Annotated in this window: 1 protein-coding gene; it reads left to right on the top strand. The window is 72.4% G+C overall.

Translation table 11 applies throughout. The annotated features are described in order from the left end of the window. A partial coding sequence (locus AB0I73_RS41165; RefSeq protein WP_363045495.1) for an amino acid adenylation domain-containing protein occupies positions 1 to 1,872 on the top strand: 1,872 nt, incomplete at both ends.

Here is a 1,872-nt window from a genome sequence, read left to right as displayed (position 1 = left end):
CCTCCTCGCCGACTGGAACGACACGGCGCGTGAGGTGCCGGGGCGTTCGGTGGTGGAGCTGTTCGAGGAGCGGGTGGCCTCGGACCCGGCCGCGGAGGCCGTGGCCGCGGGCGAGGTGTCACTGTCGTACGGCGAACTGGACGACCGTGCGGAGCGGCTGGCCCGAGTGCTGGTCGAGCGCGGAGCCGGCGCCGAACGATTCGTGGCGGTGGCGCTGCCCAGGTCCGTGGACCTGGTCGTCGCCCTGCTCGCGGTCTGGAAGACCGGCGCCGCCTATCTCCCGCTGGACACCGAGTACCCGGCCGAGCGGCTGGCGTACATGCTGGACGACGCCGACCCCGTCCTGCTCCTGACCACGAGCGACCTGACCCCCATACTGCCGGAGGAACCGGCCGTAGCGCGATTGCTGCTGGACGTCCCCGAGACCACCGACGCTCTGTCGCGGCTCGCGGGCGACCAGTCCCTGACCCGTCCGGCTCTCACGAACCCGGCCTACGTGATCTACACGTCGGGGTCGACGGGACGCCCGAAGGGCGTGGTCGTGCCGCAGGGCGCGCTGGTGAACTTCCTGACCGCGATGCAGCAGCGCTTCGAACTCCACCCCGGTGAGCGCCTGCTGGCGGTGACCACCGTCGGCTTCGACATCGCCGGACTGGAACTGTTCGTGCCCCTGCTCTCCGGCGCGTCGATCGTGGTGGCGGAGCGGGACGTCGTCCGGGATCCGGCCGCGTTGTGCGGTTTGGTGCGGTCGGCCGGCGTGTCCGTAATGCAGGCGACGCCGAGCCTGTGGCGGGCGGTACTCGCCGAGGACACGGCGGTGCTGGCCGGGGTGCGGGTACTGGTCGGCGGCGAAGCACTGCCCGCCGACCTGGCCGAAACACTCGTCCAGCACGCGATGTCGGTGATCAACCTGTACGGACCCACGGAAACCACCATCTGGTCCACCCAATGGCCGCTGACCGCCGACGGCGCACGCCGGCCACGCATCGGCCGCCCGATCGCCAACACCCAGGTGTACGTCCTCGACGGCACGCTGCGGCCGGTCCCGGCCGGGGTGCCCGGCGAGCTCTACATCGCCGGCCACGGCGTCGTACGCGGCTACCACGGCCGCCCGGCACTGACCTCCGAACGCTTCGTCGCCGACCCCTACGGCCCGCCCGGCACCCGCATGTACCGCACCGGCGACCTCGTCCGCTGGACCGCCGACGGAGAACTCGAATACCTCTCCCGGGTCGACGACCAGGTCAAGCTGCGCGGCTTCCGCATCGAGCTGGGTGAGATCGAGGCCGTGCTCGCCGGACACGAGCAGGTGGCACAGGCCGCCGTGCTCGTCCGCGAGGACCGCCCCGGAGACCGGCGCCTCGTCGCCTACCTCGTCCCGGCGACCCAGCAGCAGCCCATCGAGACGACGGACGTACGGGAACGGCTCGCCGCCCGGCTGCCGGACTACATGGTGCCCTCCGCCTTCGTGACCCTGGACGCCCTCCCGCTCACCCCCAACGGCAAGCTGGACCGCCGCGCCCTGCCCGCACCCGACTACGGACCCCTCACAGGAAGCGGCCGCGCGCCCCGCTCCCCCCGCGAGGAACTGCTCTGCACCCTCTTCGCCGAGGTGCTCGGCGTCGACACGGTCACCATCGACGACGACTTCTTCGCCCTGGGCGGCCACTCCCTGCTCGCCACCAAACTGGTCAGCCGCATCCGCACCGTCCTGGACACGGAGCTGGCCATCCGGCAGCTCTTCGAGGCGCCCACGGTGGCGCGGCTCGCCGGTGCGCTGGACACCTCGGCCGACGCGCGCGGCCGGGTGGTGCCGGCGGTGCGGCCGGCCCGCGTACCGCTCTCGCACGCCCAGCAGCGGCTGTGGTTCCT

Source organism: Streptomyces sp. NPDC050388, from assembly GCF_040655635.1.
Lineage (GTDB): Bacteria > Actinomycetota > Actinomycetes > Streptomycetales > Streptomycetaceae > Streptomyces.
This window is presented reverse-complemented; position numbering and strand designations above follow the sequence as displayed.